Here is a 23,587-nt window from a genome sequence, read left to right as displayed (position 1 = left end):
CCGGCCCGTGCCCGGGAAAGTTACTGGTTAATGACCGTCCTGACATGAGTGGCGTCTAGAATGGTCTGTATTCGTTAGGAGAATCACATGGGTTCGTTTTCTATTTGGCACTGGCTGATCGTGCTGCTGATCGTGGTGATGGTTTTTGGCACCAAGAAGCTCAAGAACATCGGCTCCGATCTGGGTGGAGCGGTCAAGGGTTTCAAGGACGGCATCAAGGACGGCGGTCAGGCTGAGAACGCCGACGCGGCAGCCGGCAACAACGCCGCTGCGGGTCAGGTGACCAACAACGCCGCGGCCGACAAGTCGACCATCGACGTGGAAGCCAAGCACAAGAGCTGATGGAACGCTGATGTTCGAGTGCACGACCGGGTTCATTGAATGATTGATATTGGCCTCTCGAAAATGGCGTTGATCGGCGTGGTGGCGTTGGTCGTCATCGGGCCCGAAAAGCTGCCGAAGGTGGCGCGTACCGTGGGTACGCTGCTCGGCAAGGCGCAGCGCTACGTGAACGACGTGAAGTCCGAGGTCAACCGTTCGATGGAGCTCGACGAGCTGCGCAAGATGAAGGAGAACGTGGAGTCGGCGGCGCGCGATGTCGAGCAGTCGGTCCACACCAGCGCCAAGGATTTCGAGAAGGACTGGAGTGACGCCACGTCGTCCCTGAATGACTCGTCTTCCGACAGCTCAGGGTCCACTTCTTCCGAGTACGACTGGAGCTCGAACAGTTCGGTGACGCCCGCCTACAGCCATCCGCGCAAGAACTGGCGCGTCAAGCGCGGGGCGACGCCGCAGTGGTACAAGTCGCGCTCCGGCGTGCGTACCAAGGCTCAATCGGGCGCGGCGCGCGTGGCGCGGTTCCGCCCGAAAAAGCCGCTTTGAGTTCCGTTTGAGTCTCCCTTGAGTCACATTACGCGCGGCAACCCGCTTTGCCGCCATGCCCCAGGCGCAGTCCGCGCGTCAAGGCATGCTCCGATACCTGCGTGCGAGTCTTGAGGGCTCGCGCTTTTGTTTGAACATGGCTGACACACCATCTCCCAAAGACGACGAACTGGCCGGCACCGAGCAGCCCTTCGTGCAGCATCTCATGGAGCTGCGCGACCGCCTGCTCTACAGCATCTACGGCATTCTCGTCGCCATCGCGCTGCTGGCCTTCTGGCCCGGCCCGGACGGCCTGATCGACTTCGTGGCAACGCCCATCCGGCACCATATGCCCGAGGGCGCCAAGCTGATCGCGGTGGGCGTGTTCTCGCCGTTCATCGTGCCGCTCAAGGTGCTGGCGATGGCGGCCGTGCTGCTTGCGCTGCCGTGGATCATGTACCAGATCTGGGCCTTCGTCGCGCCGGGCCTGTACTCGCACGAGAAGAAGTTCGCGCTGCCGCTGATCTTCTTCGGCAGCGCGCTCGCCTACATCGGCATCGCCTTCGTGCAGCTCTTCGTCCTCGAGCGCATGTTCGGTTTCATTCAGCATTTCACGCCCTCGAGCGTGGCGGCCACGCCCGACATTTCGTCGTATGTCGAGGCGATTCTGTCGCTCTACATCGCGTTCGGCTGCGCCTTCCAGGTGCCGATCGTGGTCATTTTGCTGGTGCGCCTTGGCATCGTGGACATCGACAAGCTCAAGTCCTTCCGTGGTTACTTCATCGTGCTGGCCTTCGTGGTCGCCGCCGTGGTGACGCCGCCCGATGTGCTCTCGCAGGTCTCGCTGGCCGTGCCGATGGTGCTGCTCTACGAGATCGGCATCATCGCGGCGGGCTGGTTCCAGCGCAACACCAAGGCACCCGAAGAACTGGACAAGGCAGAAAAGCCGGAAGGCGATTCCGAAAAGACGTCCTGATCATCCCAGCAAGTCACCAAAACAAAAGGGCAGACCGGAAACGGACTGCCCTTTTTGTTTGAACGCCGCCAAGCTGGGCGGTGTGTTTGAATCAGCGCTGCTGGGCCCGCTTGGCAGGCGCGGGGCGTGTGCCGGGGGTGATGCTGATCTCGGTTTCGCTGTCACGGCGCAGCACGGCGAACTTGGTTTCCACGCCGGGCTTGAGCGCCGCCACGGTGGAGAGCAGTTCGGAGACGTTGCGGATGTGCTTGTCGCCGACCTTGGTGATCACGTCGCCGGGACGCAGACCCGCCTGTGCCGCTGGGCCGTCCTGCAGTACGCCGGTGATGATCACGCCCTCGGAGGCCTTCACGCCGAAGGTTTCGGCGAGTTCGGGCGAGAGTTCGTTTGGCTCCGCGCCGATCCAGCCGCGTGTGACCTGCCCATCCTTGACGATGCCGTCGAGCACCAGCCGCGCGGTGGAGACGGGAATCGCGAAGCCGATGCCCATGCTGCCGCCCGAGCGCGAGTAGATCGCCGTGTTGATGCCCATGAGGTTGCCGTCCACGTCGACCAGTGCACCGCCGGAGTTGCCGGGGTTGATGGCCGCATCGGTCTGGATGAAGTTCTCGAAGGTGTTGATGCCGAGCTGGCTGCGGCCGAGCGCCGAGACGATGCCGCTGGTCACGGTCTGGCCCACGCCGAACGGATTGCCGATGGCGAGCACGCGGTCGCCGACGAGCAGCTGGTCGGAATCGCCGAGCACGATGACGGGCAGCTTGTCGAGGTCGATCTTGAGGATCGCGAGGTCGGTGTCCGGGTCGGTGCCGATCACCTTGGCGCTGGCGTGGCGGGCATCGGTCAGCGTCACCTCGATCTCGTCCGCGCCTTCGACCACGTGGTTGTTGGTGAGGATGAAACCGTCGGGGCTCACGATCACACCGCTGCCAAGGCCCACCTGGGCCTGGTTGCCCTGATCGCCGAAGAAAAATTCAAACCACGGGTCGTTGCTGCGCGAGGCGCGTGCGGCCTTGCTGGTGTTGATGCTGACGACGGCGGGCGAGGCCTTGCGCGCCGAGCTGGCGAGACTGCCTGCGGGCGGCTCGGCACGTGGGGTGGAGGGGGCCTCGATGAGGCTGATGCCCGCGCCGCTGCGCGACGCGCCGCGTTGCAGCCAGCTCGGCTGCAGGGTGGCCACGACAAAGTACGCAGCGAGCAGGACGGTGACGGCCTGAGAAAAAAGCAGCCAGAAGCGCTTCATGTTGAATGGTTCTCTACGTGCAAAAAGAAGCATTGTCGCCCGTCTGTCCACTTCCGGCGAAGAGCGCGCACAGGGGAGGCCGGGGCTCAACCATTCAAAAGGAATGGTTGTTTTGATTCATTCCGTTGCAAATGTGGGTAAACCCTTAGTATGTAATCAACTGCCACGGCCTCCGTCTCCGCACCCCGCAGCATCCTCGCGGCTTGCCTACCACCAGAATGCCCAATCGGCTGATCTGTGAAGGTTGGACCCAGTGGCGCGATCCGTTCGCCATTCGTCGTGCAGTTGTTCATACGAACTACTGAATCACGCAATGACCAACATGACTTCTGCGGCCACGCTCCCGTCAGCCGGTGAGCCGCAGCGAACACTCAACAAACACGATTACCAGACGCTCAGTCTGTCCGCACTTGGCGGTACGCTGGAGTTCTACGACTTCGTCGTCTACGTTTTTTTCGCCAACATTCTGGGCGCGCTGTTCTTTCCGGCGGACATGCCCGAATGGCTGCGCCAACTGCAGACGCTGGGCATCTTCGCGGCCGGCTATCTGGCGCGCCCCATCGGCGGCATCATCATTGCGCACTTCGGCGACAAGCTGGGGCGCAAGAAGATGTTCACTCTGTCGATTTTCCTGATGGCCGTGCCCACGCTGGTGATCGGTCTGCTGCCGACCTATGCCTCCCTCGGTGTGGCGGCACCGCTGCTGCTGCTGGCCATGCGCGTGCTGCAGGGCGCCGCCATCGGCGGCGAAATGCCGGGCGCCTGGGTGTTCGTGGCCGAGCACGTTCCCGAGCGCCACTACGGCCTCGCCGTCGGCACGCTGACGGCGGGCATCACCGGCGGCATTTTGCTGGGCTCGCTGATCGCCGTGGGCATCAACACGCACTACAGCGCCGCCGAGATCAACGAGTACGCTTGGCGCATTCCGTTCATCCTGGGCGGGGTGTTCGGCCTGATCTCGGTGTACCTGCGTCGCTTCCTCGAAGAAACGCCGATCTTCAAGGAGCTCGCCGCACGCAAGAAGGTGGCGAGCGAGTTGCCGGTGAAGACCGTGCTGCGCGAACACCGCCCGGCCATGTTGCTCGTGGCGCTGATGACCTGGGTGCTGTCGACCACCGTGGTGGTGGTGATCCTGATGACGCCGACCTATCTGCAGAAGGTCTTTCACATCGCGCCCACGCTCTCGCTGGAGGCCAACGTGGCGGCGACGCTCACCCTCACCATCGGCTGCGCCGTCTGCGGCTGGGCGACCGACCGCATCGGCACCAAGGCCGTGATGCTGATCGGCTGGGGTGGCCTTGCCGTGACCTCCTACCTGTTTTACATGAGCCTGCCGGGCACGCCCGAGTCGCTCATCTGGCTCTACGCGCTCGTGGGTTTCTTCTGTGGCTCGATTTCGCTGCTGCCGATCACCGGCGTGCGCGCTTTTCCGCCAGCCGTTCGTTTTTCGGGTCTCTCGTTCGCCTACAACATGGCCTATGCGGTGTTCGGTGGACTGACGCCGATCATCATCAGCGTCTGGCAGAAATATGACCTCATGGCCCCTGCTCACTACGTGGCGGCGATGGGCATTCTGGGCTTCGTGCTCGGTTTCTGGCCGCTGGCCTCGCGTGGCTGGCAGCCCAAGACACGTTGAGGTGACGCGGCGGCTCATGCATCTGGGACAATCCGGGGCATGAGCACCTCAAGGCAAATCCTGCTGAACTCCTTCAACGAACTCCTGCAGCCCGAGCGCTTCAAGGATTACGGGCCGAACGGCCTGCAGGTTGAAGGCAAGGAAACCATCTCGCGCATCGTGAGCGGCGTCACCGCCAGCCGTGCGCTCATCGAAGCGGCCATCGAGCAGAAGGCGGACGCGATCTTCGTGCACCACGGCCTGTTCTGGCGCGGCATGGACGGCCGGATCACCGGCTGGATGAAGCAGCGGATCCAGTTGCTGCTCGCGCACGACATCAATCTCTTCGCCTATCACCTGCCGCTCGACGCGCACCCCGAGTTCGGCAACAACGCCCAGCTCGGCCGCGTGCTCGGCCTGCAGGCCGACCAGCGCTTCGGTGAGCAGGATCTGGGCTTTGCCGGTCCAGCGGATTTCAAGAGTGCGGCCGATCTCGCGCGCCATGTGCAGCACGCCTTGGGTCGACAGGTGACACTCGCAGATCCGGGCAATGGCCGTGAGATCCGCCGTGTGGCCTGGTGCACCGGCGGAGCACAGAGCTTCTTCGAGTCGGCCATCGCCGCCGGAGCCGATGCCTTCATCACCGGCGAGATCTCCGAGCCCCAGGCGCACCTCGCGCGCGAGACCGGAGTGGCATTTCTCGCCGCAGGCCACCATGCGACGGAGCGCTACGGCGCGCCAGCCGCCGCCGCGCATGTGGCGCAGCAACTGGGCCTTGAGCATGTGTTCATCGAAATCGAGAATCCCGCCTGAGTCCCAAGGGCCAAGCATCCAGAACCCCGCATCCCCATGTCAGCTGAATCACGGACTTCGACCAAACCACTCGTCATCACGCAGGGCGACCCGGCGGGCATCGGCCCGGAAATCATCGCCAAGGCGTTCCGGGATGCGCCCGAGGTCACCCGCGGCTGCTTTGTCGTCGGTGACGTGGCGACCCTGCGGCGTGCCGTTCAATGCGTGAGTGAGGAGGGCGATCTGCCGTTGCCTGTGGCGCGCATCGACGATGCGTGCGAGGCGCTCTCCATGCCTCCGCGCTGCATCCCCGTGCTTCAGTTGCCAGGCATGCCTGCTGCGCTCGTTCCTGTCGGTCAGCTTTCCCGCGAAGGCGGGGAGGCCGCCGCGCAATGCGTGGTCTGGGCCGCGCGCGCCGCCCTGCGCGAGGAGGTGGCCGCGCTCGTGACCGCGCCGCTGCACAAGGAGGCGCTGTCGCTGGCCGGGGTCAGCTTTCCTGGACACACCGAACTGCTGCAGGCGGAATCCGCCGCTTTCAAGGGGGTGGACATCGGCGCGATGCCGGTGCGCATGATGTTGGCCAACGACTCACTGCGCACCGTGCTGGTGAGCATTCACGTATCACTGCGTGATGCAATTGATGCAGTTACTTTCGAAAATGTGCTGCAGACATTGCGCATAACCCACAACGCGCTGTCCAGAACGCTGGGTCGAGCACCTCGCATCGGCGTGGCGGGTCTCAACCCGCATGCCGGGGAGGGAGGGCTGTTCGGACGCGAAGAGCTGGAAATCATCGCTCCGGCGGTCGCCAAGGCCCAGACAGAGGGCATTTTCGCCACAGGTCCGTTCGCGCCAGATACCGTCTTCATGCGGGCGCGCGGCAGCGTGGACAAGGTGGGGGAGTTCGACGTGGTGATCGCGATGTACCACGACCAGGGCCTCATCCCGATCAAGTACCTCGGCGTGGACTCCGGCGTGAACGTGACGCTCGGCCTCCCGCTGGTGCGCACCAGCCCCGACCATGGCACGGCATTCGATATTGCAGGGCGTGGAATCGCGGACGCGGCGAGTTTGATTGAATCCATTCAGGTTGCTAAAAGACTCGCGGGATGGCGGGAATGAACAAGCGCAATACTTAATATGTGAAATTGTGATGAAAAGCAAAACGCCGCTCGATTGAGCGGCGTTTTGCTTGGAGTGTTGTAAAAAAATCAAATCAACGCTTGAGGTTGTCGCGGATTTCGCGCAACAGAACGATGTCCTCGGGCGTGGCTTCCGGAGCTGGAGCCTCGGCCGGAGCTTCGCGCTTGAGTCGATTGATCTGCTTGACCATCAGGAAAATGATGAAGGCGAGGATGATGAAGTTGACGGCGACCGTGATGAAGTTGCCGTAGGCGAAAACCGGGATGCCTGCCTTGCGGATGGCTTCCAGGGTATGGGGTGTTCCCTCTGGAACATTCCCCAGTGCAACGAATAGATTCGAGAAGTCCAGCTTGCCGAAGATCAAGCCGACGACCGGCATGATGAGGTCGTTGACGATGGAGTCGACGATCTTGCCGAACGCTCCGCCGATGATCACGCCGACAGCCAAATCAATCACATTGCCTTTGACAGCGAATTCGCGAAACTCAGACATGAAGCTCATAAATGAAATCCTTTGATATAGATGAAAACACTGAAGTATTGCCTAGCTTAAGGGGTATTGCTATGGTGCATTAACCATTTTCACTCCGCTACAATTTATTGTTAACCATATTAGCGAAGCAAATCGAGGACCCCCATGAGTGAATCCCGGATCGATTCCAGCAAACGGACGTGGCTGATTGCGTCTGGCTGCGCTGGTGCGGTGGGCGGCGTTGGAGTTGCCGTCCCCTTTGTGAGCACGTTTCAACCATCGGAGAAGGCAAAGGCCGCCGGTGCGCCGGTGGAGGTGGACATCTCATCTCTGCAGGAAGGGGAAAAAATGACGGTGGAGTGGCGCGGCAAGCCAGTCTGGATCGTCAAGCGGACCAAGCAGCAGATCGACGAGCTGCCCGCGCTCGATTCCCAGCTGGCCGATCCGAAATCGCTGCGCAAGCCCGACGAATTCACTCCGCCCTACGCGCGCAACGAGGGGCGCTCGATCAAGCCGGACGTCCTGGTCGTCGTCGGTATCTGCACCCATCTGGGCTGCTCGCCGGTGGACAAGTTCCATGCCGGCCCCCAGCCCTCGCTGCCGGATGACTGGAAGGGCGGTTTCCTTTGCCCCTGCCACGGCTCGACCTTCGACTTCGCAGGCCGCGTGTTCAAGAACAAGCCCGCTCCCGACAACCTTGAGGTTCCGCCTCACATGTACCTGTCCGACACCCGATTGCTCATCGGCGACGACAAGAAGGCTTGAGGGAGAACACACACATGGCTGCTTACCGCGAATTCAAGGAAGTCTCCCCCAATGCGTCGGCGCTCGAGAAGACGTCGACCTGGCTGGAGAACCGCTTCCCCACGGCCTTCGAGGCCTACAAGGTTCACATGTCGGAGTACTACGCTCCGAAGAACTTCAACTTCTGGTACATCTTCGGCTCGCTCGCGCTGCTGGTGCTGGTGATCCAGATCGTCACGGGCATCTTCCTCGTGATGCACTACAAGCCGGACGCGAATCTCGCGTTCGCCTCGGTCGAATACATCATGCGCGACGTCCCGTGGGGATGGCTGATCCGCTACATGCACTCGACCGGCGCATCGGCGTTCTTCATCGTCGTGTATCTGCACATGTTCCGTGGCCTGCTGTACGGCTCGTACCGCAAGCCGCGCGAGCTGGTGTGGATCTTCGGTTGCGCGATCTTCCTGTGCCTGATGGCCGAAGCCTTCATGGGCTATCTGCTGCCATGGGGCCAGATGTCGTACTGGGGCGCCCAGGTGATCGTGAACCTGTTCGCCGCGATTCCGTTCGTCGGTCCCGATCTGGCGCTGCTGATCCGTGGTGACTACGTGGTGGGCGACGCCACGCTGAACCGCTTCTTCAGCTTCCACGTGATCGCTGTGCCGCTGGTGTTGCTGGGTCTGGTCGTCGCGCACTTGCTGGCGCTGCACGACGTGGGCTCCAACAACCCCGACGGCATCGAGATCAAGGGCCCTGGCAAGCCCGTGGACGCCAAGGGCCATCCGCTGGACGGCATCCCCTTCCATCCGTACTACACCGTGCACGACATCTTCGGTGTCTGCATCTTCCTGCTGATCTTCTCGGCCGTGGTGTTCTTCGCCCCCGAGTTCGGTGGCTACTTCCTTGAGTACAACAACTTCATCCCCGCCGATCCGCTGAAGACGCCGAACCACATCGCGCCGGTCTGGTACTTCACGCCGTTCTATTCGATGCTGCGTGCCATCACCAGCGAGATGATGTACGCGCTGATCGCCTGCGTGGTGCTGGGTGCCGGCTTCGGCATCTTCAAGTCCAAGCTGCCAGCCATCGCCAAGGGGGCCGTGGCCGTGGCCGCCGTCGTCGCCATCGCGCTGATGCTCGCCATCGATGCCAAGTTCTGGGGCGTGGTGGTGATGGGCGGTGCCGTGATCATCCTGTTCTTCCTGCCATGGCTGGATCAGAGCCCGGCGCGTTCGATCCGCTATCGTCCAAGCTGGCACAAGTGGATGTACGCCATCTTCGTGGTCTGGTTCGTCGTGCTGGCCTATCTGGGCGTGCAGCCGCCATCGCCCATCGGCGAGCGAGTCTCCCAGGTCGGTACGCTGTTCTATTTCGGTTTCTTCCTGTTGATGCCCTGGTGGAGCCGTTTGGGTGAGCCCAAGCCGGTGCCGGATCGTGTCACCTTTGCCGCGCATTGAGCAGGAGCCCACAACCATGATGAAAAAAGTTATCTTGACCTTGGTCGCGGCGCTTGGAATCGCTGCGGGTGCACAGGCTGCCGAAGGTGGAATCGCCTGGGACAAGGCGCCGGTCAACACCAGCGACACCGCGTCCCTGCAGAATGGTGCGAAGATCTTCGTGAACTATTGCCTGAACTGCCACTCGGCGGCATTCATGCGCATCAACCGTCTGAAGGACATCGGTCTCACGGAGCAGCAGATCAAGGACAACCTCATGTTCACCACCGAGAAGATCGGCGAGACCATGAAGGCGTCCATTGATCCCAAGCTGGCCAAGGAATGGTTTGGCGCCAACCCGCCCGACCTGACTGTGATCGCACGATCGCGCGCCGGTCACAACGGCACGGGTGCTGACTATCTCTACACCTTCCTGCGCACCTTCCACCGTGACGACACCAAGGCAACGGGCTGGAACAACCTGGCTTTCCCAAGCGTCGGCATGCCGCATCCGATGTGGGAGCTGCAGGGTGATCGCCGCCCCGTCTACGAAGAAGTGGAAAGCCACGGACACAAAACTCAGGTATTCAAGGGCTGGGAGCAGGTGACCGCTGGTACCATGTCGCCCCAGAAATACGACGAGGCTGTAGGTGATCTCGTGAACTACCTGCAGTGGATGGGCGAACCGGCGCAAAATACGCGCATCCGCGTGGGCGTATGGGTTCTGTTCTTCCTGGGAATCATGACGCTCATTGCGTGGAGGCTCAACGCAGCCTTCTGGAAAGACGTCAAGTAACCGCCATATATTCAATGCCTTGTTCTTCCGGTCGAGCCTCGGTTCGACCGGTGCAGAGTGGCCGCGAAAGCGTCCACTCTTTTGACTTTTTAGGAGCCGCTCACCATGATGGTGCTTTATTCGGGTACGACCTGTCCTTTTTCACACCGCTGCCGCTTCGTTCTGTTCGAGAAGGGCATGGACTTCGAAATCCGTGATGTGGATCTCTACAACAAGCCCGAAGACATCAACGTGATGAACCCGTACGGTCAGGTGCCGATTCTGGTCGAGCGCGATCTGATTCTGTACGAATCGAACATCATCAACGAGTACATCGACGAGCGCTTTCCGCACCCCCAGCTGATGCCCGGCGACCCGGTGGATCGTGCCCGAGTGCGTCTGTTCCTCCTGAATTTCGAGAAGGAACTGTTCGTTCACGTGAACACGCTCGAGTCGCGCGCCTCCAAGGGCAACGACAAGGCGCTGGAAAAGGCCCGTTCGCACATCCGCGACCGCCTGACCCAGCTGGCCCCCGTGTTCCTCAAGAACAAGTACATGCTCGGCGAGAACTTCTCGATGCTTGACGTGGCGATCGCGCCGCTGCTCTGGCGTCTTGACTACTACGGCATCGAACTGAGCAAGAACGCCGCTCCGTTGCTGAAGTATGCAGAGCGCATCTTCTCGCGCCCGGCCTACATCGAAGCGCTGACGCCTTCCGAGAAGGTGATGCGCAAGTAAGCTGCGTGCTGCTTCCACTGGCTCAACGCACTGACGACTGACGCATTCAAAACATGATCAACGCCCCGGAAATCACTTCCACCCGGCCCTATCTGGTCCGCGCGATCCACGAATGGTGCATCGACAACGGATTCACGCCCTACATCGTGGTCAGCGTGAACGAGTCCGTTCGAGTGCCGCATGAGTTCGTGAAGGACGGCGAGATCGTGCTGAACGCCAGCTACGATGCGACCAGCAGCCTGCAGCTCGGCAATGACTACATCGAGTTCAAGGCCCGCTTTGGCGGTGTGGCGCGCGAGATCATGGTCCCCGTGGGCCGTGTGATCGCCGTCTACGCTCGCGAGAACGGGCAGGGCATGGCGTTTCCTCCTCCGGTCGACAATCTCGAAGGTGCCGTGTCGCAAGACGCTCTGCCGCCGCAGATGGATGATGGAGCGGCTGATGCATCGGCATCCCGGGCGGAAACGGCCGCGGAGCGGTCCGCGCCACAGCTCGTGCCCGTGGGAGGCGCTCAGAGCGACGAGACGGAAGGTGATGCGCCTCCGCCCAAGCCTCCTGCGGGAGGCGGTGCTCGCCCGTCTCTTAAACTCGTGAAGTGAACCAAATAGAAAAGTTTTTTGGGTTTTGTCCAAAACACTCAAAACTTGAAGCTAGAATAAGAGCTTCGCCGGTTTAGCTCAGTTGGTAGAGCACCCGCCTTGTAAGCGGTAGGTCGTCAGTTCGAATCCGACAACCGGCACCAAAACAAAAAACCCGCTTCGGCGGGTTTTTTCATTTCTGCAGCGAGTATTCAGCTCTCCATTCGTGTCTGGATCTTGACGCGGATGTGCTGCACATCCCAGCCCTTGGTCCGCAGATGCGCCTCGAACGATGGCAGCAGCTGCCTGAGCTTCGACGCTGCGGCATTTCCTTTCACGAGCAGACACCATGTGGAGCCTTCGATGGGGCCGGCCTGGATCGACGCGCGCATGCCCGGCGGTATCAGCGGTTCGATGGCCTTCAGGCGCGCGCTGGAGTCGCGGGTCAGCCTCGTCAACTGCGCGAGCGTGGAAGACTCCTGTGCGGCCTGAAGGAGAGGGATGGCTTCGTGGCGTCGGTACATCTGGATGAGGATGGGGCAAAAATCTGAGTGTGCCGACATTATCGGCCGAGGGTGAGCGGATCGCTCTGCCCGGACTTCGCGTGCGTCGGCGTGGCTCTCGCGCGTCGCTGATGGGGCTCAAATCCACTTCCTCGTGCCGGTAGCTGGACTTTGTGAAGGGCGATCGACGGCGCACGGGTAGAATCTGCGGCACGAGCCCCCGTGTCCGGAGGCAAATAACAGTGCAATGCATCTGTTGCAATTTCCGGAACCGGCCCCATCTGATACCAATTAGTCTTAGGGATTACGGTCGTCTGGCGCGCGTGGTGCGTGCCCGGCGGTCCTGTTTGCATGGCCACCAACTTTCTCACCAAATTATTTGGCAGCCGCAATGACCGGCTGCTCAAAACGTATCGCAAAACGGTTGTTCGCATCAATGCACTTGAGCCTCAGTTCGAGAAGCTGAGTGATGACGAACTGCGTGGCAAGACACAGGAATTCAAGGAACGCGTCGCCAAGGGCGAGTCGCTGGATGACCTGTTGCCCGAAGCCTTTGCCGTGGTGCGTGAGGGTTCCAAGCGCATCATGAAGATGCGCCATTTCGACGTGCAGCTGCTCGGCGGCATGGCGCTGCATTACGGCAAGATCGCCGAAATGCGCACCGGCGAAGGCAAGACGCTCACGGCGACGCTGCCTGTCTATCTGAACGCGCTGTCCGGCAAGGGCGTGCACGTGGTGACGGTCAATGATTACCTTGCCAATCGTGACGCGACCTGGATGGGGCGGCTGTACAACTTCCTTGGCCTCTCGGTCGGCATCAATCTGCCGCAGATGCCTCGCGAAGAAAAGCAGGCTGCCTACGGCTCCGACATCACCTACGGTACGAACAATGAGTACGGTTTCGACTACCTGCGCGACAACATGGTCTACGAAGGCCGTGAGCGTGTGCAGCGCGGCCTGAATTTCGCCATCGTCGACGAAGTGGACTCGATCCTGATCGACGAAGCGCGCACGCCGCTGATCATCAGCGGTCAGGCCGAAGACCACACCGCCATGTACGTGGAGATGAACAAGATCGTTCCCACGCTCACGCGTCAGGAAGGCGAAGCCGACCCGCGCACGGGCGAGGGCGTGACCAAGCCGGGCGACTTCACGCTGGACGAAAAGTCGCAGCAGGTGTTCCTCACGGAAGAAGGCCACGAGCGCGCGGAGCAACTGCTGTCGCAGGCCGGTCTGATCGCCGAAGGCGCATCGCTGTACGACCCATCGAACATCACGCTGGTTCACCATCTGTACTCCGCGCTGCGCGCCAATCACCTGTATCACCGCGATCAGCACTACGTCGTCCAGAACGGCGAAATCGTGATCGTCGACGAGTTCACGGGTCGTCTGATGGCCGGTCGCCGCTGGAGCGATGGCCTGCACCAGGCCGTGGAAGCCAAGGAAGGCGTGGAAATCCAGGCCGAAAACCAGACGCTCGCCTCGATCACGTTCCAGAACTACTTCCGCCTGTACAACAAGCTCTCGGGCATGACCGGCACGGCGGACACCGAAGCCTACGAATTCCAGGAAATCTACGGTCTCGAGACCGTAGTGATCCCGCCGAACCGCCAGAGCAAGCGTGAAGACCAGCTTGACCGCGTCTACAAGACGACGCGCGAGAAGTACGACGCCGCGATCGCCGACATCCGTGCCTGCCATGAACGTGGCCAGCCTGTGCTGGTGGGCACGACTTCGATCGAGAACTCGGAGATCATCGACGAGCTGCTCAACCGCGAAAAGCTGCCGCACCAGGTGCTGAACGCCAAGCAGCACGCCCGCGAGGCCGACATCGTCGCGCAGGCCGGACGCTCGGGCATGATCACGATCGCCACCAACATGGCCGGTCGCGGCACCGACATCGTGCTCGGCGGCAATATCGAAAAAACGATTTCTGCGGTCGAAGCCGACGAGTCGCTCGACGAAGCGGCTCGCTCCACGCGCATCCAGCAGCTGCGTGACGAGTGGAAGGCCGATCACGACAAGGTTGCGGCTCTCGGCGGCCTGCGCATCATCGCGACCGAGCGTCATGAATCGCGCCGCATCGACAACCAGCTGCGCGGCCGTTCAGGCCGTCAGGGTGATCCAGGATCATCGCGTTTCTATCTGAGTCTGGACGACCAGCTCATGCGCATTTTCGCGGGCGACCGGGTCAAGTCCATCATGGATCGCCTGAAGATGCCCGAAGGAGAAGCCATTGAAGCCGGCATCGTCACGCGCAGCATCGAATCCGCGCAGCGCAAGGTCGAGGCGCGCAACTTCGACGTCCGCAAGCAGCTGCTCGAGTACGACGATGTTTCCAACGATCAGCGCAAGGTCATCTACCAGCAGCGCAACGACATCATCGACGCGGAAGACCTCACGGGCCTGATCACCGCGATGCGCGACGACGTCTTCACCGACGTGGTGCACCAGTACGTGCCTGCAGAATCGGTGGAAGAGCAGTGGGACCTGCCGGGCCTTGAAAAGGCGCTGGCCGGCGACTGGCAGATCGAGCTGTCGCTGCAGGAGGCGGTGCAGGGCTCCGACAGCATGACCGATGACGAAGTCCTCGAGAAGGTGCTGGCTGCCGCGCGCGAGCTGTTCGACTCCCGCGTCGAGCTGGTCGGCAAGGAACAGTTCACCAATTTCGAACGTGCGGTGCTGCTGCAGAGCTTCGACTCGAACTGGCGTGACCACCTCTCCGCGCTCGACTATCTGCGCAAGGGCATTCACCTGCGCGGCTATGCGCAGAAGCAACCCAAGCAGGAATACAAGCGCGAAGCCTTCGAGCTGTTCCGTCAGCTGATCGACTCGGTGAAGAACTCCGTGACGCGCACGTTGATGACGGTGCAGATCCGCTCCAACGAGCAGCTCGAAGAGGCGTCGCAGGCGCTGGAGAATCAGGGTGATCGTCTGCAGGGCGCGACCTACCACGGCAGCTCCGATCTGGGTGATCCCGGCGAGGGCCCCGAATCGCAGCCGCTGCCCCCCGAATACGAGGGCCTGCGGATCAGCCGCAACGACCCCTGCCCCTGTGGCAGCGGCAAGAAGTACAAGCAGTGTCACGGCAAACTGGCCTGATCTGCTCTACAAAGAACGACACGGGCTTCATGCCCGTGTTTTTGCTTGTAGCATCATGGTTTCGCTCCGCGCCCTCGCGGGAGTTGACCCGATCGACTGAATTTCTTTTTTCAAGGACACCGTTGTATGCCAGTGAACCTTTCCGCCCCTGATCCCGCGTCTCTGCACCCCATCGCCGGCGTGCGCATCGGCGTGACCGAAGCGGGCGTGCGCAAGGCCAACCGCAAGGATCTGACCGTGTTCCTGCTGGACGAAGGCGCGGCGGTCGCGGGCGTGTTCACCAAGAACCGCTTCTGTGCGGCTCCGGTGCAGATCTGTCGCGAGCACCTGGCCAAGGGCTCGGACATCCGCGCCATGGTGATCAACACCGGCAACGCCAACGCCGGAACCGGCGCGGATGGTCTCGCGCGCGCCAATGCGACCTGCGACGCGCTGGCCAAGGAACTGGGCATCACGGCCGCGCAGATCCTGCCGTTTTCGACCGGCGTGATCATGGAGCCGCTGCCGGTCGAGCGCATCGTCGCCGGTCTGCCGGCGGCCATCGCCGCCGCTGCGCCGAACAACTGGGGCAATGCCGCATCCGGCATCATGACCACGGACACCGTGCCCAAGGCCTTCAGCACTCAGGTGCAGCTCTCGGGCAAGACCGTTTCGGTGACCGGCATCTCCAAGGGCGCCGGCATGATCCGCCCCAACATGGCGACCATGCTGAGCTTCGTCGCGACCGATGCGAACATCGCTCCCGCGCTGCTCAAGGATCTGGTGCGCGATCTGGCGGACCAGTCCTTCAACCGCGTGACCATCGATGGCGACACCTCGACCAACGACTCCTTTGTGCTGATCGCCACGCAGAAGGCGGGCAATGCCGAGGTCACGTCGATGGACAGCGCCGACGGCAAAACGCTCAAAGCGGCGCTGCTCGACGTGGCGCAGAAGCTCTCGCAGGCCATCGTGCGCGATGGTGAAGGCGCGACCAAGTTCATCACCATTCAGGTCGAAGGCGGCAATACGGGCGATGAATGTCGCCTCGTGGCCTATGCGATCGCGCATTCGCCGCTGGTCAAGACAGCCTTTTTCGCCAGCGACCCGAACCTCGGCCGCATTCTGGCGGCTGTGGGCTACGCGGGCATCGACGATCTGGATCAGAGCGGCATCGATCTGTATCTGGACGACGTGCACGTCGCCAAGCAAGGTGGCCGCAACCCCGACTACCGCGAGGAAGACGGCCAACGCGTGATGAAGCAGACCGAAATCACGGTGCGCGTGAAGCTCGGCCGCGGCACTGCGGCGGACACCGTGTGGACCTGCGACCTGAGCCACGAATACGTGACCATCAACGCCGATTACCGCTCCTGAAGCATTCGAGACAGATTGACGGAAGAGACATGAACGAAGCCTTTGAGCGCTTGCTGCAGCGAGCGGAACAACTGATTGAACGCATCGAGTCGGTGCTGCCCAAGCCGATGTCGGAGCCCGACTGGGGGGCTTCGCTGGCCTTTCGCTACCGCAAGCGCAGCAACGGCCACGGCGTTCTGGAGCCGGTGCGCCACCTGTCGACGCAGAGTCTTGATGACTTGAAGGAAATCGACGGCCAGAAGGAGAAGATCCAGCGGAACACGCAGCAGTTCGTTGACGGCAAAACCGCCAACAACGTGCTGCTGACCGGCGCGCGCGGCACCGGCAAGTCGTCTCTGATCAAGGCCTGCCTGAACGCGTACGCGGACAAGGGGCTGCGACTGATCGAGGTGGACAAGGCCGATCTCGTCGATCTGCCGGACATCGTGGAAGTGGTGTCGAACCGCCCAGAGAAATTCGTCGTTTTCTGCGACGACCTGAGCTTCGAAGATGGCGAGGCGAGCTACAAGGCACTCAAGTCGATCCTCGATGGTTCGGTGGCGGCCTCGACGCCCAACGTGCTGATCTACGCGACCAGCAACCGCCGTCACCTGCTGCCCGAGTACATGCAGGAGAACCTGAGCTACAAGCACACCGCCGATGGCGAGGTGCATCCGGGTGAGGCGGTGGAAGAGAAGATCTCGCTGTCCGAGCGCTTCGGTCTCTGGGTGAGCTTCTATCCGTTCAGCCAGGAGGAATACCTCACCATCGTGTCGCAGTGGCTGCGCTCGCTCGGCGTGCCCGAGGCGGCGATCGTCGAGGCGCGTCCTCAGGCGCTGGTCTGGGCGCTCGAGCGTGGTTCCCGCAGCGGCCGCGTGGCCTCGCAGTTCGCGCGTGACTTTGCGGGGCAGTACGTCAATGGCTGATCCTGTGGCGGGCGAAGCGCGCAAGCACACCGAGGTCGCGGTCGGCATTCTGCTCAAGCGCGATGGCGCAATGCTGCTGACCTCGCGCCCCGAAGGCAAGCCCTATGCGGGCTACTGGGAGTTCCCGGGCGGCAAGCTCGAGGCGGGCGAGACGGTGGAGCAGGCGCTGCGTCGCGAGCTGCAGGAAGAGCTTGGCATCACGATCGGTGCGGCCAGCATCTGGAAAGTGACCGAGCACGATTATCCGCACGCCCTCGTGCGGCTGCATTGGTGCAAGGTCTACGACTGGCAGGGTGAGTTCGAGATGCGCGAAGGCCAGAGCATGGCCTGGCAGGACTGGCCACCGACGGTCAAGCCGATTCTGCCCGGCGCGGTTCCGGTGCTTGAGTGGTTTGCCGAGGAGCGCGGTCAGTCCTTCGATTCATCGGTGATCGGCTGATCGGGGGCCAATCAGGGCTCGAGCTTGGGATCGCCGTAGATATTGTCTTCGGGAGGTGCTTCGGCGGGAACGCGGAAGTCCTCGTTGCCCCAGGCACCGAGATCGATCATCTTGCAGCGCTCGCTGCAGAACGGGCGAAAGCGGTTGGCCGGGCTGTACAGGCTCGGGCCGCCGCAGGTGGGGCACTTCACTTGCCTCGGGGCGCTGCCCGGTTCGGATGCATTCTGGTTCATGGTGTTCTGGCGTCCGCTCCCCTTAGGAGCACAGCGTCAGCTCGAAGTTGGCGTCTTCCGTGGCGGGCTGCAGCTTGCCGTTTTCGTCCTGTTGCATCAGGCGCACGGACACGAGGAGGCGGTTGCCGCTGATCTCGGGAATCAGCTTGAAGGCGGGATCGATGCGCAGGCGCAGCAGATTGAAGGTGCGGCCATGCGGCAGCGTCTGCTGGAACTGTCCGCGCGTGGTCACGACCTTCTGCGGCATGCCTGAGTCGCGCATCAGTCGCAGCAGCAGAAACACCGACTCGGCCAGTGGTGCCAGTGAATGTGACCAGTCTTCCAGGTTGCGCTGGCGCTTCTCGGGCGCGAGATTGCGCCATGCGTGATAGGCGGGCAGATCAAAGCTGCAGGTGCCGCCGGGAATGCCCACGCGGCTGCGGATGCTCATCAGCCATTCGTTGTCAGTGAGCACCTGACCGGTCTTGCCGTTCTGTGCATTGAGGTCGCTGAAACAGCCATCGAGCTGCGCCACAAAGCCATCCAGCACGCGTTCGGAAATGGAAGGATTGCCGCGGTACGAGTCAAGCACCAGCTTCTGCTTGTCCAGGTCCTTGAGCACATCGGTTTTGAGATCGGCACGCGCCGCCACGTCCATGATCTCAAAAATGGTGACGAGTGCGAAATGGTGGTCGAGGGGATGCGCGCGCGGGATCAGCTCGCCCAAGCGGCGAAACAGCTGCTCCAACCGTAAGTAGGTTCTCAGGCGTTCGTTGAAAGGATATTCGTAGAGAATCACGCTGCGGGCTTCTCGGGTTTCTTCTGCTCAGGAGGTGCTTGGTGATTGATTTGTGTCAGCACTTTGGGCACATCATAGCCCGAACTGGTCAGCGATCTCGCGAGCTTTTGTTTGCAGATCTAACAAAGACAACCCATCGTTAAAAATCACCCAGTCCGCTGCGGCCCGGCGCTGATGTCGAGTGGCCTGAGCCGCGATGATGGCTTCGATGGCCTCCCGCGCGAGTCCGTTGCGTTGCTCTACCCGTGCAATTTGCGTCTCGCGCGTGCAATCGACCACGATCACCTGATCGAGCTGCGATGGCCAGTGGCGGGACTCCACCAGCAAGGGAATGTCGAACACGATGACACGGGTCCCGGCCTGCTTTGCGGCTGCGGCCGCCGCCCAGGTGGCCTGACCGACGAGGGGGTGGACGATCGCCTCGAGTCGCCCCTTGGCGCTGGCATCCTTGAACACCAGTTCACGCATGCGGGTACGGTCCAGAGCGCCGCTGGCATCCACGTAGTCATCGCCGAACACCTCACGGATCTGCGCAATCGCTGCACCACCGGTGGCGGTCACCGCCCGCGCGTTCTGGTCCGCATCAATGAGCGCAGCGCCGAGATCGCGCAGCATGCCGCCCACGGTGCTCTTGCCGCTTCCGATGCCGCCGGTGAGTCCGATATGCAAGCTGTTGCGCGGTTGGTGCGTCATGCGGAATTCAGCCCTGTGGAAGTCCGATGGCCAAGAACACGAACTGCAGAATGCGCTGCGGGCCGATGCTCATCGCCGTCAATCCACCCAGCGCCAGGAAGGGGCCGAACGGTACGTACTTGCCCTCACGCAGCGAGCTCAGCATTTTCATGCCGAGACCGACGATGGCGCCGATGACCGACGCGATGAGAATGATCGGGACAAGAGCCGGCCAGCCGAACCAAGCGCCCAACGCGGCAAACAGCTTGAAGTCACCATAGCCCATGCCCTCCTTGCCCGTGATGAGCTTGAAGGCCCAGTAGACCAGCCACAGCGACAGATAACCGGCGGCAGCGCCCATCACGGAGTCCATCAGCGGGACGGGCAACCAGTGCATGGCGGAGCCGATCAGCCCGGCCCACACGAGCGGCAGCGTGATGCTGTCAGGCAGGAATGTCGTGTCCCAGTCGATCATGGCCAAAGCAATGATGGTGGCCGAGAATCCGCACCACATCAGCGTAGTGACCGACCATCCCCACTTCGTGGCGCACAGGTAGAAGAAGGCGCCTGTGACCAGCTCCACCAAGGGGTAGCGTGGGCTGATGCGTGCCTTGCAGCCGGAGCACTTGCCGCCCAGCGCGAGATAGCTCACGACGGGAATGTTCTCGTACCAGCGGATCGCGTGGCCGCAATGCGGGCAGCGCGAGGCGGGGGTCATGAGGTTGAATGTGTCTTCGGTGGGTGCTTCCGGCTGTTTCTGAAACAGTCCGGAGAGCCAGCCGATGAGGCTGAACTCTTTTTCTTCCTTCGCCTGGAGAACATCGCCCTTGTCGTTGGTGACTTTGAGGCCCTTGTCGGCAGCGAACAACAGAACTTCCTGAACCCAGTCCCGTTCCATCATCACGGGCACGCGGTGGATCACCACGTTCAGAAAACTGCCGATGAGCAAGCCAAGGATGCCGATGGCAACGGCATCCATCCAATCCACACCGAACATCAGACCACCTGACCGAGCTTGAAGATAGGCAGGTACATGGACACCACGATGCCGCCGATCAAGCCGCCGAGGAACACGATGATGATGGGCTCCATCAGGCTGGAGAGACCAGCCACCATTTCATCCACTTCCGCCTCATAGAAGTCTGCGGATTTGCCGAGCATGTGGTCGATCGAACCCGATTCTTCGCCGATGGCGACCATCTGGATCACCATCGACGGAAACACATTGGCGTTCGTCATGGCGTTGGTCAGGCTGGTGCCGGTCGAAACCTCGTTCTGGATCTTGGAGGTGGCTTCGCTGTAGACCGAATTGCCCGAAGCGCCGCCCACCGAGTCCAGCGCTTCCACCAGCGGAACACCGGCAGCGAACATGGTGGAGAGTGTGCGTGTCCAGCGTGCGATACAGGACTTGTTGATCAGATCACCGAAAATCGGCATCTTGAGCAACGCGCGGTCCATGAAGCGTTGCATTTTTTCGCTTCGTTTCCATGCCTGCATGAAGAAATATCCACCGCCACCGATGATGCCAAAGATCAGCCACCAATAGGCGACGAAGAACTCGCTGACGGCCATCACGAACAGCGTGGGGGCGGGCAGGTCGGCACCGAACGAAGTGAAGACTTCCTTGAAGGCCGGGATCACGAAAATCATGATCACGGTCACCACGACGAAGGCCACCACGACCACTGCGCAGGGATACATCAGAGCCGAGCGGATCTTGGCCTTGATCGCCTCGGTCTTCTCCATGTAGGTGGCCAGACGATCCAGCAGCGCTTCCAGAATACCGGCCTGCTCGCCAGCCTCCACCAGATTGCAGTAGAGACTGTCGAAGTACATCGGGAACTTGCGGAACGCGGAATTCAGCGAGGTGCCGGTTTCCACGTCGCCGCGGATGTCGTTGAGCAGCTTGGTGACGCTGGGATTGGTGTTGCCGCGCCCGACGATGTCGAAGGCCTGCAGCAGGGGCACACCAGCCTTCATCATCGTCGCCATCTGGCGGGTGAACAGGGCGATGTCCTTGGGCTTGATCTTCTTGCCCGAGCGCATGCGCCGCTTTTTGATCTTGGTCGCGAGCACGCCCTGACGACGCAGCGTCGCCTTGACCTGGTTTTCACCGGCCGCACGAATTTCACCGCGCACGACCTTGCCACCACGGTCCTTGCCCTCCCACTCGTAGACGAAGTCCTTGACGCTCCTCGATGCTGCAGTTGCCATATCGTGTCGATGCTTTCCTCTGTTTTATTATTCGTTGGTGCAGGCCAGCACTTCTTCCAGCGAAGTCATGCCGGTTCGTGCCTTGTAGAGGCCGGAAGTGCGCAGCGAGCGCACACCCTCCAGACGCGCCTGCTTGGCGATCTCCAACGCGCTCCCGTCGCGAAGAATGATGCGCTGCATTTCCTCCGAGATCGGCATCACTTCGTAGATGCCGACCCGGCCCTTGTAGCCGTTGTTGCAGGCGCTGCAGCCCACCGGCTTGTAGGTGACCCAGGAGCCGTCGATCTCTTCTTCTTGATACCCGGCATCGACCAGCGCTTCGTGCGGAATGTCGGCTGGTTCCTTGCAATTGGGGCAAAGACGTCGAGCCAGTCGCTGGGCGGTGATCAGGATCACGCTTGATGCGATGTTGAACGGGGCAATCCCCATGTTGCGCATGCGCGTCAGCGTGGTGGGTGCGTCGTTCGTGTGCAGCGTGGAGAGCACCAAGTGACCGGTCTGGGCCGCCTTGATCGCGATGTCCGCCGTTTCCAGGTCACGGATTTCGCCGACCATGATGATGTCCGGATCCTGACGCAGAAAGGCCTTGAGCGCCACGGCGAAGTTCATCCCCGCCTTTTCGTTGACGTTGACCTGATTGACGCCCGGCAAGTTGATTTCCGACGGGTCTTCCGCGGTCGAAATGTTCACACCTGGCTTGTTCAGCAGGTTCAGGCAGGTGTAGAGCGACACGGTCTTGCCGGAGCCGGTAGGTCCCGTGACCAGAATCATGCCGTAGGGACGGCCAATGGCGGTGAGCAGACGCTCTTTTTCCTCCGGCTCGTAGCCGAGGGCATCGATACCGAGTTTGGCGCTGCTGGGATCCAGAATACGGATCACGATCTTCTCGCCAAACAGCGTGGGCAAGGTGCTCACGCGGAAGTCGATCACGCGGTCGGCGCCGATCTTGAGCTTCATGCGGCCATCCTGTGGCACGCGTTTTTCGGAAATGTCGAGACGCGAGATCACTTTGATGCGCGATGCCAGCTTTTCCTTGATGGCTGGCGGCGGGCTCGAGATCTCCCGCAATTCACCGTCGATGCGAAAGCGCACGCGGTAGGTGTGTTCATAGGGTTCGAAGTGCAGGTCCGACGCGCGCATGTTGAATGCGTCGATCAGCATCTTCTGCAGGAATTTGACGATGGGCGCGTCTTCAACGTCGTTCTGCCCGACATCCTGAGCGTCTTCCGCCGCTTCGACCGGGACATCCCCGAACTCGAAATCACCGCCGGACACGATGCTGTCCAGGGCTTCCGCTGCACCCTTGGTGATCTTTTCGACGAACTTGCCGAGCTTGTCGTACTCGGCAATGATCCAGTCCACCCCCATCTGGGTCGTGAACTTGATCTGTTCGGCCGCCTCGTGGTCGGTGGGGTCGGCTGTCGCTATGACGAGACGATTGCCGCGCTTGTTCAGAACCGCGACGCGATAGTTTAGGCAGATCTTGGCATCGAGGGCATCTTGCGGCAGGCGCATGGTGTCGAGCGCGTCCACATCCACCAAGGGGGCGCCGAAGACACTGGAGACGGTGTGCGCCAACTCTGCTGCGGTAATGCTTCCCGAGTTGATCAGTTCGGAGATGAAGGCGGATTTCGAGCCCTGCGCCTTCTTGGCGATCTCTTCTGCAGCCTTCTGGTCGAGCTTGCCGGCGGACATCAACGTTCTTGCCAGTCCCGGCAGAACGATCGGAGTCACGCTTTTGGGGGCGGTATCAACAGCGGCCATGAATGCAATTGATTTGTGTCGAGGAAAGGGGGAACGATCCTATCATCGCTGATTCGCAACAAGCTGTACAGCGAGCCTGGGTCGATTGTGAGCTCTCGGGAACTGCTCGGAGCCTGAAAAGGACGCCCGTTCGGTTTGATGGGCGTAGTGGTTGTAGTTTGTTGATTTCAAACAATTAATCAAGAGGCTGTGGCTTTTGCGCGTCATGGGTTGCGCGTTGTTTAGGACCTGGCAGAGGTTGATCTCCCTCA

The 23,587-nt window shown here is 61.5% G+C and carries 24 protein-coding genes and 1 tRNA gene; 16 read left to right on the top strand and 9 right to left on the bottom strand.

What is annotated here, in order from left to right:
* Positions 1 to 87 precede the first annotated feature (87 nt).
* The 3 genes from tatA (at position 88) to tatC (ending at position 1,837) form a co-directional block, all read left to right on the top strand.
* Positions 88 to 342, top strand: coding sequence for a Sec-independent protein translocase subunit TatA (gene tatA / locus ISG32_RS05195; RefSeq protein ID WP_194769967.1), 255 nt, complete (start codon positions 88 to 90; stop codon positions 340 to 342).
* 39 nt (positions 343 to 381) lie between these two features.
* Entirely contained in the window at positions 382 to 882 is a 501-nt protein-coding gene (gene tatB / locus ISG32_RS05190) for a Sec-independent protein translocase protein TatB (RefSeq protein ID WP_194769966.1), read from the top strand.
* A gap of 136 nt (positions 883 to 1,018) precedes the next feature.
* Complete coding sequence (tatC, locus tag ISG32_RS05185) at positions 1,019 to 1,837, top strand: twin-arginine translocase subunit TatC (protein ID WP_194769965.1); 819 nt, start codon at positions 1,019 to 1,021, stop codon at positions 1,835 to 1,837.
* Positions 1,838 to 1,928: 91 nt separating this feature from the next.
* Here tatC and ISG32_RS05180 read toward each other — a convergent pair whose 3' ends face one another.
* Positions 1,929 to 3,077 (bottom strand): trypsin-like peptidase domain-containing protein, encoded by a 1,149-nt coding sequence (locus tag ISG32_RS05180; protein WP_194769964.1) that lies wholly within the window; start codon positions 3,075 to 3,077, stop codon positions 1,929 to 1,931.
* Positions 3,078 to 3,390: 313 nt separating this feature from the next.
* Between ISG32_RS05180 and ISG32_RS05175 the strand changes: the two genes are divergently transcribed.
* The 3 genes from ISG32_RS05175 to pdxA are packed head-to-tail and all read left to right on the top strand — an operon-like array spanning position 3,391 to position 6,606.
* A complete protein-coding gene (locus ISG32_RS05175) occupies positions 3,391 to 4,713 on the top strand; it encodes an MFS transporter (RefSeq protein ID WP_194769963.1) in 1,323 nt (440 codons plus the stop codon).
* 39 nt (positions 4,714 to 4,752) lie between these two features.
* Positions 4,753 to 5,505: a Nif3-like dinuclear metal center hexameric protein gene (locus ISG32_RS05170; protein WP_194769962.1), complete on the top strand. Its 753-nt coding sequence runs from the start codon at positions 4,753 to 4,755 to the stop codon at positions 5,503 to 5,505.
* Between the two features lie 36 nt (positions 5,506 to 5,541).
* Positions 5,542 to 6,606 carry a 4-hydroxythreonine-4-phosphate dehydrogenase PdxA gene (gene pdxA, locus ISG32_RS05165; RefSeq protein WP_194769961.1) on the top strand — a complete coding sequence of 355 codons (1,065 nt, stop codon included), beginning with the start codon at positions 5,542 to 5,544 and terminating at the stop codon, positions 6,604 to 6,606.
* Between the two features lie 94 nt (positions 6,607 to 6,700).
* Here pdxA and mscL read toward each other — a convergent pair whose 3' ends face one another.
* The gene (gene mscL / locus ISG32_RS05160) at positions 6,701 to 7,129 is read right to left on the bottom strand and encodes a large conductance mechanosensitive channel protein MscL (protein ID WP_194769960.1); all 429 of its coding nucleotides are present in this window, start codon (positions 7,127 to 7,129) and stop codon (positions 6,701 to 6,703) included.
* A gap of 135 nt (positions 7,130 to 7,264) precedes the next feature.
* Here mscL and petA point away from each other — a divergent pair, with 135 nt between their 5' ends.
* From petA to ISG32_RS05130, 6 genes are all read left to right on the top strand, one after another.
* A complete protein-coding gene (gene petA, locus ISG32_RS05155) occupies positions 7,265 to 7,864 on the top strand; it encodes a ubiquinol-cytochrome c reductase iron-sulfur subunit (protein ID WP_194769959.1) in 600 nt (199 codons plus the stop codon).
* Positions 7,865 to 7,878: 14 nt separating this feature from the next.
* The gene (locus ISG32_RS05150) at positions 7,879 to 9,300 is read left to right on the top strand and encodes a cytochrome b (RefSeq protein WP_194769958.1); all 1,422 of its coding nucleotides are present in this window, start codon (positions 7,879 to 7,881) and stop codon (positions 9,298 to 9,300) included.
* Between the two features lie 19 nt (positions 9,301 to 9,319).
* Entirely contained in the window at positions 9,320 to 10,075 is a 756-nt protein-coding gene (locus tag ISG32_RS05145) for a cytochrome c1 (RefSeq protein WP_194770429.1), read from the top strand.
* A gap of 105 nt (positions 10,076 to 10,180) precedes the next feature.
* Positions 10,181 to 10,792 (top strand): glutathione S-transferase N-terminal domain-containing protein, encoded by a 612-nt coding sequence (locus ISG32_RS05140; RefSeq protein WP_166308054.1) that lies wholly within the window; start codon positions 10,181 to 10,183, stop codon positions 10,790 to 10,792.
* A gap of 53 nt (positions 10,793 to 10,845) precedes the next feature.
* Positions 10,846 to 11,391 carry a ClpXP protease specificity-enhancing factor gene (locus ISG32_RS05135; protein WP_194769957.1) on the top strand — a complete coding sequence of 182 codons (546 nt, stop codon included), beginning with the start codon at positions 10,846 to 10,848 and terminating at the stop codon, positions 11,389 to 11,391.
* Positions 11,392 to 11,458: 67 nt separating this feature from the next.
* Positions 11,459 to 11,534, top strand: a tRNA-Thr gene (locus ISG32_RS05130).
* Positions 11,535 to 11,582: 48 nt separating this feature from the next.
* Here ISG32_RS05130 and ISG32_RS05125 read toward each other — a convergent pair.
* Positions 11,583 to 11,894, bottom strand: coding sequence for a hypothetical protein (locus tag ISG32_RS05125; RefSeq protein WP_194769956.1), 312 nt, complete (start codon positions 11,892 to 11,894; stop codon positions 11,583 to 11,585).
* 330 nt (positions 11,895 to 12,224) lie between these two features.
* Here ISG32_RS05125 and secA point away from each other — a divergent pair, with 330 nt between their 5' ends.
* The 4 genes from secA to ISG32_RS05105 all read left to right on the top strand — a co-directional run bounded on the left by secA (position 12,225) and on the right by ISG32_RS05105 (position 17,675).
* Positions 12,225 to 14,975: a preprotein translocase subunit SecA gene (gene secA / locus ISG32_RS05120; protein ID WP_194769955.1), complete on the top strand. Its 2,751-nt coding sequence runs from the start codon at positions 12,225 to 12,227 to the stop codon at positions 14,973 to 14,975.
* Positions 14,976 to 15,101: 126 nt separating this feature from the next.
* Complete coding sequence (gene argJ, locus ISG32_RS05115) at positions 15,102 to 16,331, top strand: bifunctional glutamate N-acetyltransferase/amino-acid acetyltransferase ArgJ (protein ID WP_194769954.1); 1,230 nt, start codon at positions 15,102 to 15,104, stop codon at positions 16,329 to 16,331.
* Between the two features lie 29 nt (positions 16,332 to 16,360).
* Entirely contained in the window at positions 16,361 to 17,236 is an 876-nt protein-coding gene (locus ISG32_RS05110; protein WP_194769953.1) for an ATP-binding protein, read from the top strand.
* Positions 17,229 to 17,675, top strand: coding sequence for an NUDIX domain-containing protein (locus tag ISG32_RS05105; protein ID WP_194769952.1), 447 nt, complete (start codon positions 17,229 to 17,231; stop codon positions 17,673 to 17,675). The genes ISG32_RS05110 and ISG32_RS05105 overlap by 8 nt, the downstream gene beginning before the upstream one ends.
* Positions 17,676 to 17,686: 11 nt before the next feature.
* Here ISG32_RS05105 and ISG32_RS05100 read toward each other — a convergent pair whose 3' ends face one another.
* From ISG32_RS05100 to pilB, 6 genes are all read right to left on the bottom strand, one after another.
* Positions 17,687 to 17,908: a DNA gyrase inhibitor YacG gene (locus ISG32_RS05100; protein WP_194769951.1), complete on the bottom strand. Its 222-nt coding sequence runs from the start codon at positions 17,906 to 17,908 to the stop codon at positions 17,687 to 17,689.
* Between the two features lie 22 nt (positions 17,909 to 17,930).
* The gene (zapD, locus tag ISG32_RS05095) at positions 17,931 to 18,686 is read right to left on the bottom strand and encodes a cell division protein ZapD (protein ID WP_194769950.1); all 756 of its coding nucleotides are present in this window, start codon (positions 18,684 to 18,686) and stop codon (positions 17,931 to 17,933) included.
* Positions 18,687 to 18,758: 72 nt separating this feature from the next.
* On the bottom strand, positions 18,759 to 19,379 hold the full coding sequence (coaE, locus tag ISG32_RS05090) for a dephospho-CoA kinase (RefSeq protein WP_194769949.1): 621 nt from the start codon (positions 19,377 to 19,379) through the stop codon (positions 18,759 to 18,761).
* A 7-nt stretch (positions 19,380 to 19,386) separates the two neighbouring features.
* A complete protein-coding gene (locus ISG32_RS05085) occupies positions 19,387 to 20,355 on the bottom strand; it encodes a prepilin peptidase (protein WP_194769948.1) in 969 nt (322 codons plus the stop codon).
* Positions 20,355 to 21,572: a type II secretion system F family protein gene (locus ISG32_RS05080; RefSeq protein ID WP_194769947.1), complete on the bottom strand. Its 1,218-nt coding sequence runs from the start codon at positions 21,570 to 21,572 to the stop codon at positions 20,355 to 20,357. The genes ISG32_RS05085 and ISG32_RS05080 overlap by 1 nt, the downstream gene beginning before the upstream one ends.
* Before the next feature lie 27 nt (positions 21,573 to 21,599).
* Positions 21,600 to 23,336, bottom strand: coding sequence for a type IV-A pilus assembly ATPase PilB (gene pilB / locus ISG32_RS05075; protein WP_194769946.1), 1,737 nt, complete (start codon positions 23,334 to 23,336; stop codon positions 21,600 to 21,602).
* Positions 23,337 to 23,587 lie beyond the last annotated feature (251 nt).

The sequence above is a fragment of the Diaphorobacter caeni genome (assembly GCF_015354245.1).
In the GTDB taxonomy this organism is placed as follows: domain Bacteria; phylum Pseudomonadota; class Gammaproteobacteria; order Burkholderiales; family Burkholderiaceae_C; genus Diaphorobacter_A; species Diaphorobacter_A caeni.
The sequence above is the reverse complement of the archived record's forward strand: the minus strand, read 5'-3'. Positions and strand labels throughout refer to the sequence as shown.